General features: G+C 72.3%; 17 protein-coding genes. 9 read left to right on the forward strand and 8 right to left on the reverse strand.

Annotated elements, in window-relative coordinates; genetic code table 11:
* The first annotated feature begins 5 nt into the window (after window positions 1-5).
* Entirely contained in the window at window positions 6-440 is a 435-nt protein-coding gene (locus AB0B33_RS12090; protein WP_247021156.1) for a hypothetical protein, read from the forward strand.
* A 151-nt stretch (window positions 441-591) separates the two neighbouring features.
* Here the strand turns inward: AB0B33_RS12090 and AB0B33_RS12095 are convergent, their stop codons facing one another.
* The 3 genes from AB0B33_RS12095 to AB0B33_RS12105 all read right to left on the reverse strand — a co-directional run bounded on the left by AB0B33_RS12095 (window position 592) and on the right by AB0B33_RS12105 (window position 2,357).
* Complete coding sequence (locus AB0B33_RS12095) at window positions 592-1,197, reverse strand: nitroreductase family protein (protein WP_360770047.1); 606 nt, start codon at window positions 1,195-1,197, stop codon at window positions 592-594.
* Between the two features lie 52 nt (window positions 1,198-1,249).
* On the reverse strand, window positions 1,250-1,684 hold the full coding sequence (locus AB0B33_RS12100) for a phospholipase (RefSeq protein ID WP_290055015.1): 435 nt from the start codon (window positions 1,682-1,684) through the stop codon (window positions 1,250-1,252).
* A gap of 163 nt (window positions 1,685-1,847) precedes the next feature.
* Complete coding sequence (locus tag AB0B33_RS12105) at window positions 1,848-2,357, reverse strand: amino-acid N-acetyltransferase (protein WP_247021162.1); 510 nt, start codon at window positions 2,355-2,357, stop codon at window positions 1,848-1,850.
* Between the two features lie 123 nt (window positions 2,358-2,480).
* On the opposite strand from AB0B33_RS12105, the gene rimO reads away from it, so the two are divergent.
* The 7 genes from rimO to AB0B33_RS12140 all read left to right on the forward strand — a co-directional run bounded on the left by rimO (window position 2,481) and on the right by AB0B33_RS12140 (window position 9,734).
* The gene (gene rimO, locus AB0B33_RS12110) at window positions 2,481-3,917 is read left to right on the forward strand and encodes a 30S ribosomal protein S12 methylthiotransferase RimO (RefSeq protein WP_360770051.1); all 1,437 of its coding nucleotides are present in this window, start codon (window positions 2,481-2,483) and stop codon (window positions 3,915-3,917) included.
* Complete coding sequence (pgsA, locus tag AB0B33_RS12115; protein WP_360770054.1) at window positions 3,914-4,555, forward strand: CDP-diacylglycerol--glycerol-3-phosphate 3-phosphatidyltransferase; 642 nt, start codon at window positions 3,914-3,916, stop codon at window positions 4,553-4,555. The genes rimO and pgsA overlap by 4 nt, the downstream gene beginning before the upstream one ends.
* 163 nt (window positions 4,556-4,718) lie before the next feature.
* Window positions 4,719-5,285, forward strand: a complete 567-nt coding sequence (locus AB0B33_RS12120) for a nicotinamide-nucleotide amidohydrolase family protein (RefSeq protein ID WP_360770056.1) — start codon at window positions 4,719-4,721, stop codon at window positions 5,283-5,285.
* Window positions 5,286-5,384: 99 nt separating this feature from the next.
* On the forward strand, window positions 5,385-5,843 hold the full coding sequence (locus AB0B33_RS12125; protein ID WP_247021170.1) for a helix-turn-helix transcriptional regulator: 459 nt from the start codon (window positions 5,385-5,387) through the stop codon (window positions 5,841-5,843).
* Between the two features lie 230 nt (window positions 5,844-6,073).
* Window positions 6,074-6,916 carry a PspA/IM30 family protein gene (locus AB0B33_RS12130; RefSeq protein WP_360770059.1) on the forward strand — a complete coding sequence of 281 codons (843 nt, stop codon included), beginning with the start codon at window positions 6,074-6,076 and terminating at the stop codon, window positions 6,914-6,916.
* 35 nt (window positions 6,917-6,951) lie between these two features.
* On the forward strand, window positions 6,952-7,932 hold the full coding sequence (locus tag AB0B33_RS12135; protein ID WP_360770062.1) for a hypothetical protein: 981 nt from the start codon (window positions 6,952-6,954) through the stop codon (window positions 7,930-7,932).
* A 395-nt stretch (window positions 7,933-8,327) separates the two neighbouring features.
* Window positions 8,328-9,734: an amidase family protein gene (locus AB0B33_RS12140; protein WP_360770065.1), complete on the forward strand. Its 1,407-nt coding sequence runs from the start codon at window positions 8,328-8,330 to the stop codon at window positions 9,732-9,734.
* Here AB0B33_RS12140 and AB0B33_RS12145 read toward each other — a convergent pair.
* The 5 genes from AB0B33_RS12145 to AB0B33_RS12165 all read right to left on the reverse strand — a co-directional run bounded on the left by AB0B33_RS12145 (window position 9,706) and on the right by AB0B33_RS12165 (window position 14,338).
* The gene (locus tag AB0B33_RS12145) at window positions 9,706-10,743 is read right to left on the reverse strand and encodes a quinone-dependent dihydroorotate dehydrogenase (protein WP_360770067.1); all 1,038 of its coding nucleotides are present in this window, start codon (window positions 10,741-10,743) and stop codon (window positions 9,706-9,708) included. The two genes, AB0B33_RS12140 and AB0B33_RS12145, sit on opposite strands and share 29 nt — an antisense overlap.
* Window positions 10,744-10,808: 65 nt before the next feature.
* Complete coding sequence (locus tag AB0B33_RS12150; protein WP_360770070.1) at window positions 10,809-11,381, reverse strand: GNAT family protein; 573 nt, start codon at window positions 11,379-11,381, stop codon at window positions 10,809-10,811.
* Window positions 11,382-11,760: 379 nt separating this feature from the next.
* Window positions 11,761-11,982 (reverse strand): hypothetical protein, encoded by a 222-nt coding sequence (locus tag AB0B33_RS12155; RefSeq protein ID WP_360770073.1) that lies wholly within the window; start codon window positions 11,980-11,982, stop codon window positions 11,761-11,763.
* Window positions 11,983-12,631: 649 nt separating this feature from the next.
* Window positions 12,632-13,441, reverse strand: coding sequence for a DNA-formamidopyrimidine glycosylase family protein (locus AB0B33_RS12160; protein WP_360770076.1), 810 nt, complete (start codon window positions 13,439-13,441; stop codon window positions 12,632-12,634).
* A gap of 3 nt (window positions 13,442-13,444) precedes the next feature.
* The gene (locus AB0B33_RS12165) at window positions 13,445-14,338 is read right to left on the reverse strand and encodes a ParA family protein (RefSeq protein WP_360770079.1); all 894 of its coding nucleotides are present in this window, start codon (window positions 14,336-14,338) and stop codon (window positions 13,445-13,447) included.
* Window positions 14,339-14,444: 106 nt separating this feature from the next.
* Between AB0B33_RS12165 and AB0B33_RS12170 the strand changes: the two genes are divergently transcribed.
* The gene (locus AB0B33_RS12170; RefSeq protein WP_247021187.1) at window positions 14,445-15,173 is read left to right on the forward strand and encodes a methyltransferase domain-containing protein; all 729 of its coding nucleotides are present in this window, start codon (window positions 14,445-14,447) and stop codon (window positions 15,171-15,173) included.
* The last annotated feature ends 106 nt before the right edge of the window (window positions 15,174-15,279 follow it).

Raw genomic sequence — 15,279 nt, forward strand, 5'->3', positions numbered from 1 at the left:
AGCACGTGGACCTGAAGCGATTCGTAGCCGGACTGTTCGCCTTCGCCGTCGTGACGGTGGGCGCCGGGAGCTCGGTCGCCACCGGGCAGCCCGCCGCCCCCGGGCCGGCCACGCCACCGTCCTCGACGGTGAGCGCCCCGGCCGGCCGCGACGTCACCCTGCGGCTCGGGCAGGAGGCCGCCGTCCAGGGCAAGGACCTGACCGTGCGCTACACCCGGGTCGTCTCGGACTCGCGGTGCCGCCCGGGCATGACGTGCATCTGGCAGGGGGAGGCCACGCTGGCGTTCCTGCTGAAGGAGCCCGGCCGCGGCGAGAGCACGACGGCCGAGCTGCACAGCGGCCCGCGTACGGGCCCTCAGGCGACGTCGTTCGCGGCCAGCCGCATCGAACTGGTGTCGGTCAGCGAGGACGGCGGGGAAGCCACGGTCCGGGTCACCTGAGCCGCCGCGGCCCAAAGTGATCCAGACCGCGGCGGCGATCCGCGCCACGTGCCCTTGGTCGCGGCCCGGCCGGAAATGCGATGGCCGCGAGCATGCCGCCGATGGTCTTGACCGGCCCGGACTCCTCGAAGAGTGCGTTGAACTCCAGGAATCACCCGAGCGGCGTGCCCCAGTGGTCCTGGAAGGCCACTTCGGACAGCGGGGTGCGCGGCGCGGGCTTGAAGTCCGGCACGGTCGTGTACGCCACCGGCAGCAGCCCGGCCTGCGTGTGGCCGTCCGGGATGCCGAGGATCTCGGCCGCCTCCGCCTCGCGGGAAAGGTGGTACGTGGTGAGCGTCGAGCCGAGGCCGCGTGCGCGCAGCGCCAGCTGGAAGTTCCACACCGCCGGGAAGATGCCGCCGTAGAAGGCCGCGTCGACCGCGTTGTCCCCGGCCGGGCGGCCTCGCAGGACCGGGATCACGAACACCGGGACGCGCTCGATCACGTCGATCAGGTGCTGCCCGGACGCCAGCGCCCGCGGGTCGCCCGTCTTCGTCGCGAGGTAGGCCTCGCCGACCTCGCGGAACAGCACCCCGAGCCGGTTCTTCACGTCCTGGTCGCGCACGACGAGCCAGCGCCAGGCCTGGACGTTGCCGGGTGTCGGCGCCTGCAGCGCCAGGTTCAGGCACTCCTCGACGACGGCGGGTTCGACCGGCCGGTCGAGGTCGAGCTTGCGGCGCACCGCGCGGGTCGTGCTGAGCAGGTGATCGATCTCCATGACCCCATCCTGGCCCAGGCGCGCGCGAGCGCACCCGGGCCGGGGCGCGGGCTCAGCCGCCGAACTTGCGGACCGCCTGGTAGTACGTCCAGGCGGCGCCCTTGCAGGCCACGTTGGAGCCGCAGACGCTCTTGAGGTCGCTGTAGAGGTTGTCGTCGATCTTCAGCCGGTTCGCCTCGGAGAAGCGGCCCTGCTTCTTGTAGTTGCGGTAGCCGAAGTCGTGCCGGTGGCAGCCGGGCAGGAACTGCCAGCCGAACGGCGTGTCCGGCGACCACGAGCAGCCGTCCGACGACCAGTCGAGCTGGCCGGAGTAGGGCGCCTGGTTCCGGATCGACTCGAACCCGGACAGGGACGTGGAGAAGAGGTATTGGTCGGTGACCGTCGGGATGTCGACGGCCGCCGCGGTGCCGGCGCCCGCGAGGACGCCTCCGCCGACAGTCACGGCCACCGCCACGGTGGCCCCCAGGTTCCGCAGTGTCGTGCGCATCGTTGCTTCCTTGCCGATCGAGTGACTTGGTGCCCGACCAGCTTCGGGCAGGCCAGTGGCGTGGGTCACCGCCCGAAAGGATGTTGTCGGGAAAATTTCCCCCTGACTTCGCCCCCTAGGTGGGAATCGTCCAGACGACCTAGGGGTGGCCGACCCGGCCGCGTCAGAGCTGCAGCAGCATCCGCGAGTTGCCCAGCGTGTTCGGCTTCGCGTACGGCAGGTCCAGGAACTCCGCCACGCCCGTGTCGTGCGAGCGCCGCATCTCCTCGAACACCTCGTGCGAAACCGGCGTCCCGTCGATCTCCACGAAGCCGTGCCCGGCGAAGAAGCTCGTCTCGAAGGTCAGCACGAACAGCCGCCTGAGACCCAGCTCACGGGCCTCCTCCACCAGCCGCGCCACGAGCAGCCGCCCGACGCCCTGGCCGCGGACCGCCTTGTCGACCACCACCGTGCGCAGCTCGGCGATGTCCTCCCAGAGCACGTGCAGGGCCGCCGCGCCGACGACTTCGTCACCCAGTTCGGCGACCCAGAACTCCTGGACCGCCTCGTAGAGCGTGACCAGGTCCTTCTCCAGCAGGACGCGGCCGGCGTCCGAATCGACGAGGGCCTTGATCTTGCGGACGTCGGCGATCCGCGCGCGGCGGACGGTCGGGCGGGGGGAGGCGGACGGCACGATCGTCAACCCTGCCACATCGCCCGGCGCGCGCGGCGACACAGCTCGCTGTTCGGGTCCGGTTGTCGCAGCCGGGCCACGCCGTCGTCAGGCCGCGTGCACCCGGCGGCTACCCTGAACTTCGTGCCTTCCCCTGCCACGGACCCAGCCGCCACCCGACGCGTCTCCCTGCTGACCCTGGGCTGCGCCCGCAACGAGGTCGACTCGGAGGAGCTCGCGGGCCGGCTCGCGGCCGGCGGCTGGGAGCTGGCGGCCGATCCCGAAGAGTCCGACGTCGTGGTGGTCAACACCTGCGGCTTCGTCGAATCGGCCAAAAAGGACTCGGTCGACACGCTGCTGGCGGCGTCCGACACGGGCAAGAAGGTCGTCGCCGTCGGCTGCATGGCCGAGCGCTACGGCCACGAGCTGGCCGACAGCCTCCCCGAAGCCGACGCCGTGCTGGGCTTCGACCACTACGCCGACCTCTCGGCCCGGCTCGACGACGTCGTCGCCGGCCGCAAGGTCGCCTCGCACACCCCCGGCGACCGCCGCAAGCTGCTGCCGATCAGCCCGGTCCAGCGGCCCGCCGCCGCGGAGACCGTCGAGGTCCCGGGCCACGCGCAGCACGGCTGGGGCCCGCGGGTGCTGCGCACGCGCCTCGACGACGCGCCGGTGGCCGCGCTGAAGATCGCCTCCGGCTGCGACCGGCGCTGCTCGTTCTGCGCGATCCCGTCGTTCCGCGGTTCCTTCGTCTCGCGGCAGCCCGACGAGATCGTCGCCGAAGCGATGTGGCTCGCCGAAAACGGCGTCAAGGAGCTGTTCCTGGTCAGCGAGAACTCGACGTCGTACGGCAAGGACTTCGGCCGCGACGGCGCCACCGCGCTGGAGCGGCTGCTGCCGCGCCTGGCGGCGGTCGACGGCATCGAGCGCGTCCGCGTCTCCTACCTGCAGCCGGCCGAGACGCGCCCGCAGCTGGTCAAGGCCATCGCCACCACGCCGGGCGTCGCCGAGTACTTCGACCTGTCGTTCCAGCACTCCAGCGAGCAGGTGCTGCGCCGGATGCGCCGGTTCGGCTCGACCGACTCGTTCCTCGCGCTGACCGAGCAGATCCGCGAGTACGCGCCCGAGGCGGGCATCCGCACCAACGTGATCGTCGGGTTCCCCGGCGAGACCGAGCACGACCTGAGCGAGCTGGAGCGCTTCCTGACCGGCGCGCGCCTCGACGCGGTCGGCGTCTTCGGCTACTCCGACGAGGACGGCACCGAGGCCGAGGGCTTCGACGGCAAGCTCGACGCCGAAGAGGTCGCGAAGCGGGTCACCCGGATCTCGGCGCTGGTCGAGGAGCTGACCTCGCAGCGCGCCGAGGACCGGATCGGCACCTTCGTCGACGTCCTGGTCGAACTGGACGACGACGGCGAGGTCACCGGCCGCGCCGCGCACCAGGCCCCCGAGGTCGACGGCGAGTGCATCATCCTCGACGCGCCGGAGAAGGCCCAGGTCGGCGACTTCCTGCGGTGCGAGGTCGTGGACTCGGCGGGCGTCGACCTGATCGTCCGCGCGGTACCGGACGCCGACCGGTGAGTGCGCTCCCCAGCGACGCCGCCGACGAGGGCCTGACGCACGACGCCCCCGCCCAGGTCCCCGAGCCGACCCCGGTCCCGACGCTCAACGTCGCGAACCTGCTGACGCTGTCGCGGCTGGTCCTGGTCCCGCTGTTCGTCGCCGCGCTGTTCGTCGGCGACGGCCACGACACCACCTGGCGCGTGCTCGCGACCGGCCTCTTCGCCATCGCTTCGGCCACCGACCAGCTGGACGGCTGGGTCGCCCGCAAGTACGGCCTGATCACCGACTTCGGCAAGATCGCCGACCCGATCGCGGACAAGGCGCTGACCGGCGCCGCGCTGGTGGGGCTGAGCGTCCTCGGCGAGCTCGGCTGGTGGGTCACGATCGTGATCGCGGTCCGCGAGATCGGCGTGACGCTGCTGCGCTTCTGGGTGATCCGCCACGGCGTGATCCCGGCCAGCCGGGGCGGGAAGGCGAAGACGATGGCGCAGATCGCGGCCATCGTGGCGTACCTGCTGCCGCTGCCGGCCGGCGCGGACCCCGTCCGCTGGTCGCTGATGGGCCTGGCCCTGGTGCTGACGGTGGTGACGGGCGTGGACTACCTGGTCCGCGCGATCCGGCTGCGCGCGGCCGGGCGCCGGGTCACCGGGAGTTGAGCTTGGCCGAGGTGCCGCGAACGACTCATGGGGGACCGCCGGCGTCCCGAATGAGTCATCGGCGACCTCCGGCCGGCCCGGCCGCTGTGCGCGAGGTGGCCGCGGGCGGCACCGCCGGGGCGGACCGGCGCCTGCCCCTCCCGACCGGGCCGAGGTGCCGCGAATGACTCATTCGCGACCTCCGGCCATCCCCGCCGAGGGTGACGAGCAGGCCGCCGCCCTGATCGCGGCCCTCACCCGGCGCGGGGAGACCGTCGCCGCCGCCGAGTCGCTGACCGCCGGGCTCGTCTGCGCCACCCTCGCGCGCGTGCCCGGGGCCAGCGCGGCCCTGCGTGGCGGGCTCGTCGTCTACGCCACCGAACTCAAGACCGTCCTCGCCGGCGTCGACGCCACCCTGCTGGCCGAGCACGGCGCCGTCCACCCCGAGGTCGCCGCGCAGCTCGCCGAGGGTGCCCGTGAGCGGTGCGGGGCCACCTGGGGCCTCGGGCTCACCGGCGTGGCCGGCCCGGCCGCGCAGGACGGCGTCGAGCCCGGGACCGTGCACATCGGGCTCGCGGGGCCGGGAACACGCACACCGCGTCTTTCGGGGGTTCGGGTGGCGGAGCCCCCGGCCCGAGGCGAAGCCTCGTTTGTCACAGTCCGTACGCTGGCGTTGAGCGGCGATCGCGACTTGATCAGGACCCGATCGGTCCAGGCCGCGTTTGCCCTGCTCGGGGAACATCTGACGTGAATCCGGCGTTCGCCCTTGGCGTACGGGAGCACCAACTCCTGCGCCCAGGGCACCGCTCTGGGTAACGTAGGGGGTACTTGTACGGAAGGGAGGCGCGTGATGACCGTGCTGTTGCGTGAGGCGATCGGTGATCGGCTCCGTCATGCCCGCACCAACCAGCGTCGTACGCTGCGCGACATCTCCCGCGCCGCCAGGGTCAGCCTCGGCTACCTCTCGGAGGTGGAACGGGGCCAGAAGGAGGCGTCGAGCGAGCTGCTCGCGTCCATCTGCCAGGCCCTGGACCTTCCGCTCGGCGAACTGCTGCACAAGGTGGCGGCGGACGTTTCGGCCCTCGACAACGTCGAGGTCGCGCCGGTCGACGAGCGGATCGTGGAGGGCAGGCCCCGGGAGAAGCGGGGTGCCGAGGCCTCGGCGGCCGGTATCGAAGGCGGCCGCCTGATGTCCGAGCTGATCGGGAACGACCTCGCCGACCTGCGGGTTTCCCCGGCACCGCGGATGAACACGACGTTGCGGACGACGATCGGCCAGCCCAAGCTGGCCTCGACCATCGCCGCTTGATCACAGGTCGGACACGACGACGGCCCCGGGCAACCCGCCCGGGGCCGTTCGCGTTGCCTACTCGGGGTGATCAGGGCGATCCCTGAATTCCGCCGGGTCGCCTGGAACGGAAGTGGCCGACCTGACACGATGGAACCCAACGCCGGGGTCGGTGCGTTGCAGAAGCAGGGGAGCGACGCCCCACCCCGAGTACTCAAGGCCCGTGGGACGCAAGAAGGCAGGCGGAGGAGATGGCCAACCCGTTCGTGAAGTTCTGGAAGTACATGATGGCGGCGTTCTCGTCGAAGATCGACGAGCACGCCGACCCGAAGGTACAGATCCAGCAGGCCATCGAGGAGGCGCAGCGCAACCACCAGGCGCTGACGCAGCAGGCCGCCTCCGTGATCGGCAACCAGCGGCAGCTGGAGATGAAGCTCAACCGGCAGCTCGGCGACGTCGAAAAGCTGCAGGCGTCCACCCGGCAGGCGCTCGTCCTCGCGGACGAGGCCCGCAGCAAGGGTGACGAGCAGAAGGCCACCGAGTTCGAGAACGCCGCGGAGAGCTTCGCGACGCAGCTCGTCACGGCCGAGCAGAACATCGAGGACCTGAAGACGCTGCACGACCAGTCGCTGCAGGCCGCGGCCCAGGCCAAGAAGGCCGTGGAGCGCAACTCGCAGATGCTGCAGCAGAAGCTGGCCGAGCGCACGAAGCTGCTCTCGCAGCTGGAGCAGGCGAAGATGCAGGAGCAGGTCTCCGCTTCGCTGAACCAGATGAGCCAGCTGGCGGCGCCGGGCAACACGCCGTCGCTGGAAGAGGTCCGCGACAAGATCGAGAAGCGCTACACCACGGCGCTGGGCTCGGCCGAGCTGGCGCAGAACTCGGTCCAGGGGCGGATGATGGAGGTCCAGGCCTCCACCACGCAGATGGCGGGCCAGTCGCGGCTGCAGCAGATCCGCGCGTCGATGCACGGTGACTCGGTCGCCCAGGTGACCGACGGCGGCGCGGCGGCCCAGAAGCCGGCGAGCAGCTCGGCGGACATCCAGCGGGAGATCCAGGCGCGCGTGCAGGCCGAGCAGGGCAAGAACCCGGCCTGACCCGGGCTTGAACCAGGGCGAAGGGGGCGAAAGCGATGGGGCAGCAAGGCAAGCGGCGTGACTTCGGCGAACTGAGCGCCAAGCTGGAGAAGCACATCGAGAAGCTGCCCGACTACGCCGTCCGCGCCCAGGAAAAGCTCCAAAAGGTGCAGAAGTACTTCCCGCCGGCCGAGCAGGCCGGCGGGAAGTCTCCGCGCCCGAACCCGCTGCAACGGCCGCCCGTGCGGCGGCCGGACGTGACGACGTCGCTGACGTCGATGGCGAACCAGGTCCCGGCCTTCGCCGAGGCCCGGGCCAAGTGGGACCGCTGGAACCACCCGGCCGCGAAGCTCGAACGCCGCAAGCGCCGCACGGCGAAGGCGCTCACGCTGTGGATCCTCCTCACGATCCTGTGCGGCGTGGTCACCGTGGCGGCGGCCGTGGGCTGGATCAGCCCCACCCACGCCGCGATGATGCCGCAGGCGATCACGGCGTTCGCCGGGGTCGTCATCTTCGGCACGTTCAGCGTCCGGTCCGGCCTCAAGCTGCGCGACCTCAAGCGCACCCCGATCCCGGCGGCGCCGGCCGGACCGCCGCCGCTGCCCCCCGCCCGGTCGGCGGCCCGCGAACCCATGGAACGGCTCGCCGAGTGCGAGGCGTCGCTGGGCGAGCTGCTGCGCCAGCTTTCGGTGCCGTCCCCGGTGGGTACGGCCCCGGTTTCCGAGGTGGCCGTCGCGGACGCCCGGCAGACGGCGAACGAAGCCGCCGCCGCGCTGCGCGGCCTGGCGGCCCGCATCCAGGCGATCGAGCGCGGCCGGGACTCCGCGCCGACCCGGGAGAAGGCGGCCTTGGCCGCGGCGGTCGGCAAGCTCCGCGAACAGCTCGACGACGGCATCGAGGGCTACCGCGGCCTGGTCGCCGCGGCGGGCCACACGGTCGCCGCCTCCAGCGACGGCCTGGTGACGTCGAAGCAGGACCTCACCGACGCGACCGATCGCCTGGCGGGGCTGGCGATGGCCCTGCGTGAGCTCTCCTGACCGTCCGATTCCGCCCGGCGCGCCCGCTCGGCGAAGCGAAATCCGGCTGATCCCAGCCGGATCCCACGTTTTCCCCGCTCGTCACGCTGATCCGGCTTCGCTGCGCCATCCGGGCACCCCGCTCCGCCGTTCGAGGGCGTCCATGCGGCCGTCCGGCCCGTTCGTCACCCCGCGTGCGTGATCGTGCGTTTCACCCCGGCGTCGCCGCCTGTTCACCTCTTGGTGCCGAAACACGCGCGTAATCGGAAACTGATCGCGACGGAAACGTCGGCGAACTAACGTTTCTGTCATGCATGCAGAGGTGTCACTCGCCGGGAGGCCCGTCGTGCACTGAGGTTCGCCGGCGCCGACCGTACACAGTGGACTTTCTCGACCCGCCGAGGAAAGGACGCCCCGTGAACACGCTCCCGCCGGACCCGGACCCCGTCCCGGTCACCCCGCCCACCGCCTCGCACCGCGTCATCGCCGCCTTCGAGCGCATCACCGAAGCCGGCCGCCCCGAAATCTGGACCACCCTCCGCGCCGTCGAAGACGTCCTCGTCGACGCCAAGACCGTCGACGAACGCGTCAAGGCCGGGGAAGACCTGCCGCTGGCCGGCACCGTGTTCGCCGTGCAGGACCTGATCGACGTCGCCGGGCAGCCGGCCGGGTCCGGCGTGCCGGAGACCAGCGCTCCGGTCGTCGCCCGGCTCACCGCCGCCGGCGCCATCGTGCTCGGCAAGACCGGCGCCGCCATGGTTTCCGGGACCTGGGACCGCACCAAGGCCGGCGGGAACGGCGCGGCGGTCGCCGTCGCGCTGGGCATCGTCGACCTGGCGTTGAGCACCGGGGGAGCCGTCCCCGCGGCGCTGAACGCCGTCGCCGCCGTGAAGCCGACACGCGGCCTGCTGCCCGCCGCCGACGGCGTCTCCGTCTACTCGAACGGCCTGGTCACCGCGCACCGCGCGCTCACGCAGATGACCGGCGGCGACCGGTCCTGGCCCGCCGACGTCCGCCTCGGCGCCGGCGAGCACCCGAGGATCGGCTACCCCGCCGACCTGCCCCTCGGCGAGGCCGCGAGCCTGGCGCTCGAGACCGTCGTCGCCCGGCTGACGGCGTCGGGGGCCGTGCTCACCCCCTTCTCCGTGCGCGAGCCCGGGTTCGACGGTTTCGACGCCCTCGTCGTGCCCACCGTCCCGGAGCACCCCGGGATCGCCGAAGCGCTGGCCGACCCGGCCGGTGTGGGCCACCGCCTGGCCGCCTGCACGGCGTTCGCGAACCTCCTCGACGTGGCCGTGGTGTCGGTCCCGGTGCTGCCGGGCGACCGCCGTCCGTTCGGCGTCACCTTCCTGACGCGGGCGTTCGAAGACCAGATCGCGCTGGACCTCGCGACCGTCTGCACGGACGAGCCGATGACGCCCTACCCCGAGCCGGGCGAGGACGTCGTCGTGTTCGGCGCGCACCTGCGCGGTCAGCCGCTCAACGCCGAGCTCACCGGGCTCGGTGCCCGGTTCGGCGGGCCGGTCCGGACCATCGAGGGCTACCGGATGGTGCTCCTGGGCACCGAGCCGCCGCAGCCCGGCGTGCTCGCCGGCGGCGCCGTCCTCGACGGCGAACGCTGGCGGCTGTCCCCGGCCGCGTTCGAGCGGTTCGCCGCCGCGCTCAAGGAACCCTTCGTGCTCGACCGCGTCGAGCTGGACGACGGCACCGCCCCGCTCGCCGTCCGCTGCCTCGCCGCGGACGGGCCCGGTCTGGACCGCTACGAGTCCTGGCGCGGGTACGTCCGGTTCGCCTCTACCGCCGGTCTGCGAGCCCCCGGCTGACGCGGCGCACCAGGCCCGGCCCGTGCAGCGCGAAGCCCGTGTAGAGCTGCACGAGCGACGCACCGGCGTCCACGAGCCGGAGCGCGTCGTCCGGGCCCAGGACGCCGCCGACGCCGATGATCGGCAGGGTCCCGCCGGTGTGCTCGTGCACGAACCGCACGACCTCGGCCGCGCGGGTGGTCAGCGGCCGGCCGGACAGCCCGCCCGCCTGTCCGGCCAGGCCGCTCTCCGCGGCCGCGATGCCGTCGCGGGACAACGTCGTGTTCGTCGCGATGATCCCGGCGACGCCGTGCTCGAGGGCGACCTCCAGGAGCTCGCCGAGTGCGTCGTCGGTCAGGTCGGGCGCGACCTTCACCAGCAGCGGCGTCGGCGTGGCCGGACCGGCCAGCTCCGCGGCCGTCGCCCGCAGCTGGCCGAGCAGCTCGGCCAGCGCGGCGCGGTCCTGCAGCTGCCGCAGCCCCGGCGTGTTCGGGGAGCTGACGTTGATCGCGAAGTAGTCCGCGTACGGGTACAGCGCCCGCAGCGAGAACCGGTAGTCCTCGACGGCCTCGCCGAGCGGCGTCACCTTCGACTTGCCGATGCTGATCCCCAGCGGGACGCGGGGCTTGCCGTCGCGAGCGAGCTTCGCCGCGAGGGCTTCGGCGCCGTCGTTGTTGAAGCCCATGCGGTTGATCACCGCGTCGGACGCGGGGAGGCTGAACAGCCGCGGCCGGGGGTTGCCCGGCTGCGCCAGCCGCGTCACCGTGCCGACCTCGACGAACCCGAAGCCCAGCGCGGCCCACGCGGGCAGCGCGCGGCCGTTCTTGTCCATCCCGGCGGCCAGGCCGACGCGGTTGGGGAAGCGCAGGCCGAGCACCGTCACCGGGTCGTCGACGCGGAGGGCGCCGCCGAGCGCGGGCGCCGCCTTGCCGAGCCGGGCGAGGACGCTGATCGTGCGCTCGTGCACCAGCTCGGGGTCGTGGTAGGACAGCCGGTACAGCGCCGGGCGGACGATCTTGTCGAAGAACACGCCCCCATGCTGCCAAACCGCCCGCGGCCCGCTACCGGAGCGCCGCTTTCACGTGAAAGCGGCCACTACGCGCCCGAGGCCTGGAGGTCTTTCCACTCGTCTTCGAGCAGGGCGTAGATCAGCTCGTCGGTCCACTCGCCCTTGACGATCTCGTTCTCCTTCAGGTGCGCTTCCCGGCGCATCCCGAGGCGTTCCATCAGCGCGGCGGACGCGGTGTTCCGGCCGTCGCAGCGGCCGATGACGCGGTGCAGCCCCAGGTCTTCGAAGGCCAGCCGCAGCAGTTCGGTCGTCGCCTCGGCGGCCAGGCCCTTGCCGTGGTGGTCCGGGTGGAAGACGAAGCCGATCTCGCCCTGGCGGTGCTCGCTGCTGATCCACTCGAGGTTCAGGTCGCCGATCAGCTGCCCGGTCGAGGCCAGTTCGACCGCCACGGCCAGGAACTGCCCTTCCTTCGTCAGCGTGGAGCTGTGGACCCGCTTGGCCAGCGCGGCGGCCGACTCGGCCCGGCTGCGCGGCCCCCAGTAGAGGTAACGGGCGACGTCGGCACGGGACTGGAAGGAGTTCAGCGCGTCGAGGTCGCCGGGCGTGAACGGGCGCAGGAGCAGCCGATCCGTGGTGATCGGGTAGTCGGGCCTGAGCATGCGTCCAGGCTAGCGACCTTCAGCCGTCCGGGTGACAGAACGGAGAAATGCTGATCGCCGGACGGTCGTCCCGCGACGCCGGGTGGCGCGACGTGCACAAATGAGCACTCCATCGAGGAAATGGAGGAACCCCCGGGGTGCCTCTCGAACGCCGTCAAACGTCCGAGCCCGAGCCGGACTGGTGCTCGGGAACCCCGGGGGCACGGTGACTGCCTGGTATTCGCTATCAGGCATCACGTGGAGCAGGCGATGAGCCAGAAGGTGGCTCAGCTGTAGCGCTGCTCAAAGTCCTCCACGTGCCATCCGCTAGCGGACAGCCACCTCACGAGTCCTGTTGGAATACAACTTGGGACCACCTCCTCTCTCGTGTACTTCCACGCTAGGCGAAGCTCCCGGGGTCCGGCAATGTCATTTTCGCGATCTCACTCCGCAGACGGCCTTTGCGCTGCTCACCGAAGAAGGACGCGTCGACGGCGTGCTCCGCGAGCGGCGCCGGCCCGGCCGCGGCCGGCCCCATCGCGACGGAGACGTACTCGCCGGTCATGCGCCGCACCGGGTGCGCGGCGATGCTGGCGAGCTGCGCGGTCCGGAGGTCGGGCACGCGTCGAGCGGGACCCGGTGCGCCGCACGGTGTTCCCGCAGCGCCGGGTCGGTCGCGAAGCCGGTGCCGTGCCCGATCCGGTGGTTTCGCCCGCGTGCGGGACGCTGCGCAGCCCGGCTTCCCGCGCCCGCGTGAAGAACGGCTCGAACCGCGCCCGGTTCCGGCCCGCCCGACTCGGAGGACACCAGGCCCTCAGGGCGTTCGCGCAGCGCGAACACGAGCGTCTCCCGCCCGCTTTGACACCCGTTTCGCCCGGGATGTCGAAGCGCCAGGCCAGTTCCACGCCCAGCCCGGCCGCTCTCCAGCCCGGACAGCAGTTCGTCGCCGGGCACTCCGTCGAGCACGTGGTTGTACGGCGTGACGGTGACTTCGGCGTAGCGGCAGTTCTTCGCGGCGAGATCGGCGGGCCAGTGCGAGGACGATCGGCAGGCTCGCCGAGCCGACCTGGTGGAGGTGCGGTTCGACCTTGGGCAGCGCGTTGCGCGAAGGCGCGCAACGCCGGCCCGGCCGGGATTTCGGGCATGACGAAGCTCCCCGGGTGGGCTGGATCGTGCCGGACTCGAGGCGCGCGAGACTCAAGGGAGCGAGGTCGCCGCGTTCGGTGTCGGTCCCGTAGGGCGTGAGCTTGAACGTCGTCGCGGCACCGGGCCTACCGCGGCGGGTGCGGTCCGGCCTGGTCCTTCGGGCAGAACCAGGTCGGCCGGCGCTGGACGTCGTGGCCCTGCGTGCGGACCAGGAGCCGTCCGCCGCAGCGGAAGCAGCCCTGGCGGGTGCGCTCGTAGACCCAGTTCTTCCGGTTGCGGTCGAGGTGCCCGGTGGTGCTCTGGTCGAAGCGGCCGGAGCGGGCGTTGGTCAGCAACAGCTTGCGGGCCAGCGCGACCGTGGTCGCGGCGTCCACTTCGGACACCGGAACCCACGGCGTGACGCCGAGCAGGAAGGCGATCTCGCACTTGTAGAGGTTCCCGACCCCCGCCATGACCCGCTGGTCGAGCAGCGCCAGCCCCAGTTCGCGCTCCGGTGCGGCGGTCAGGTTCGCGACCGCGCGCGCCGCGTGCTCTTCCGTCCACTGTGGATTGAGCAGGTCCGGGCCGAGGTGCGCGACGAGGTCGTGTTCCTTCGGCGTGGCGACGATCCTGAGGTCGTGGACGCGGAAGCCGATCACCTGGACGTCGGCCGCGGTGAAGACCACGCGGGCGTGGTGGCCGGGCCGCCGCCACTTCGCGCCGGCGGCGTAGACGTCCCACATGCCGTCCATCATCAGGTGCGAGTGGAGCGTCAGGTCGCCGGAGAAGCGCGTGAAGAGGTGCTTGCCGACCGTGCCGACGCCGAGGACCTCGCGCCCGGCGAGGTCCACAGTGGCCAGCTGGGGCACGCGGAACTCCCCGCGCAGCAGCGTTTTGCCCGCCAGTGCCTTGTCGAAGCGCTTCCCGACGAGGTAGACGGTGTCACCTTCGGGCACGGCTCACCCCGCCGATTCGGACACCTCGGCGGGCGCCTCGGGCGTCTCCGGCGCCGGGCCTTCGGGCCAGTCCGGGCCCTCGGGCTCTTCGCCGGCGACGCGGTGGCGGCCGGCCCGGTTCGAGCGCAGGATCTTCGCCAGCACCATGTTGAACGTCAGCGCGATCTCCTGGGCACCGGGGGAGTGCCATTCGTGGATCGGGCTGCACGCGCCCTGGGCCTGCTGCACCGCCAGGCGGTCGGTGATCGCCGTCGGCATCACCAGCGAACCGAAGTTCTCGCGCAGCTCGGCGATCCGGAACTGGTGCTCGTAGGACCGGACGCGCAGCTTGTTCACCAGCACGCCGATCGGCCGCAGCCGCGGGTTGAGGTCCTTGCGGATCTTCTCGATCGCTTCCAGGGCCCGGTGCGCGCCCGCGACGGCGTACATGGTCGGCTCGGTGACGATGAGCGCGCTGTCCGCGGCGACCAGCGCCGACTTCGTCAGCCGGCCCAGCGACGGCGGGCAGTCGAGGATCACCAGCTCGTAGGGCAGTTCGCCGAGCGGCTCGCGGTGCAGTTCGTCGAGCGCGCGGGAGAAGTTCGCCAGCCGCTCGCTGCCGGCGTCGGGGTCGTTGAGCAGTTCCAGCTCTTCGGTGCCGACGAGGACGTCGACGTCCTCGCTCCACACGCTGGGCGCGATCGCGCGTTCGAGCATCTCCCGGGTAGGGGTCTCGAGCACGTCCGCGAGGGTGGCGTCGGTGAACGGCGGGTCGAGCGAGGTGGTGGCGTTGCCCTGCGGGTCGAGGTCGACCACCAGCGTTCGCGTGCCCCTACGCAAGGCGGCGGACGCGATACCGAGAGCGACCGTCGTCTTGCCGACGCCTCCCTTGAGGCTGAGTACGGCGACCGTGTGCACGACGACCAGCCTACGGGTGTGGGCGAGGCGCGCCGTCGGGCAAGGGGCGTTCACTCGAAGGGAGGAGCCGGGGAGGCGGGCGGGGGCGGGCACTACCCTGTCCGGCATGAAGACGGAGACCGTGGCCGCCCGGGGTTCGGGCGCCGTTCGCCGGGTGCTCGAGGCCGAGCTGAAGGCCGCCCGCGCCCGGGGCGTCGAGCACCCCCGCGTCGTCGACGTGGGCGGCGGCAGCGGCGGCTGGGCGGTGCCGTTCGCGGCGGCGGGCTGCCGGGTGACGGTCGTCGAGCCGAGCCCCAACGCGCTGGCCACGCTGCAGCGGCGGGCCGAGGAAGAGGGCGTCGCCGACCGGATCACGGTGATCGCGGACGACTCCGACGCGCTGGGCAGGCACGTCGAGGCCGGCTCGGCCGACCTGGTGCTGGCGCACGGCCTGCTGGAGATCGTCGACGACCCGGCGGCGGTGCTGACGGCGCTGGCCACGGCGGTCGCCCCGGGCGGCGCGGTGTCGGTGCTGGTGGCCAACCGCCACGCGTCGGTCCTCTACCGGGCGCTGTCCGGCCGCGTCGCCGAAGCCCGGCAGCTGCTGGAGAGCGCGGACGGCGTGGTCGCGGGCGACACGGTGCTGCGGCGCTTCGACGCCGACGGCCTGCGCGCCCAGCTGGTGACGGCGGGCTTGGACGTCACGCTGCTGCAGGGCGACCGGGTGATCTCGGACCTGGTGGGCGGCGACGTCCGCGAAGACGAGCTGGCGGACTTCGAGCGCGTGGCGGCGGCCACCCCGGCGTTGCGGGAGATCGCGAGCCGCCTGCACGCGGTGGCGCGGCCCCCGGCCTGAATGGCGGATTTCGGCTGGCGTGCGGCCGTGACCGGCGGATTCCGGTCGTCGCGCACCGCTCGATCCGGAATTGTCGGTGGTGCCCGGTAGCGTCCCGGGCGTGGGG

This window comes from Amycolatopsis sp. NPDC049159, from assembly GCF_040648295.1.
Classification (GTDB): Bacteria; Actinomycetota; Actinomycetes; order Mycobacteriales; family Pseudonocardiaceae; genus Amycolatopsis; species Amycolatopsis pretoriensis_A.